Raw genomic sequence first — 595 nt, 5'->3', positions numbered from 1 at the left:
CACATACGGCGACGGCGGCATTGCACATCCCTTGTCTGGCAAGGCCGCTGCGCCTAACTGGGCGTTGCAGGGGACGCCTCCACCACTGCACGCTTCGGCCACGCCAAGCGGGCGCCCCTGAACTTGGTAGTTAGGCGCCCTCACCAATCGCCCCCTAGCAGTACGGGAAAAATCTGAATAACTGCATGAATCTCGCAAAGCTCTCAATTTTCGTCACGCTGCTGTCGGTGCCCACGATCTTCATGATGGTCACCGTCTTCATCTTCCCGCTGCTTGGGCTCTTCATTGGTTATCTTTCCTATAGAAAGAAAACTTCAGCAGCCCGACTCGGGCGCGCAGACGACACCTCCAATCCGGCCATGCCCATGTACTTTGCCGTTGCTACGATGGTCGTCGAGATCTTTTTCATTAACCTGACCTACAGGCCATGACCGCGTCACTCGAGCAAATGTCGCCTAAGGAAGGTCTGCAAAACCCGCCGTCAAGGCGCGAGTCTTGCATGATGATGTCGTCAAGTTGATGCGTGGCGTAAGGACATGAAGCAAGTCAGCCTGGGATTGAACCTGTCGACCAAGAAGACGCGCAAGCGTGAGTT

General features: G+C 55.8%; 1 protein-coding gene. It reads left to right on the top strand.

Going from position 1 to position 595, the window contains the following annotated elements:
* Positions 1 to 185: 185 nt before the first annotated feature.
* On the top strand, positions 186 to 431 hold the full coding sequence (locus ABG80_RS18355; RefSeq protein ID WP_058089038.1) for a hypothetical protein: 246 nt from the start codon (positions 186 to 188) through the stop codon (positions 429 to 431).
* Positions 432 to 595: the final 164 nt, after the last annotated feature.

The organism is Aquabacterium parvum (assembly GCF_001447195.1).
GTDB classification, from domain to species: Bacteria; Pseudomonadota; Gammaproteobacteria; order Burkholderiales; family Burkholderiaceae_C; genus Aquabacterium; species Aquabacterium parvum.
Note: the sequence above shows the minus strand (reverse complement) of the source record. Positions and strands in the feature narration are given on the sequence as shown.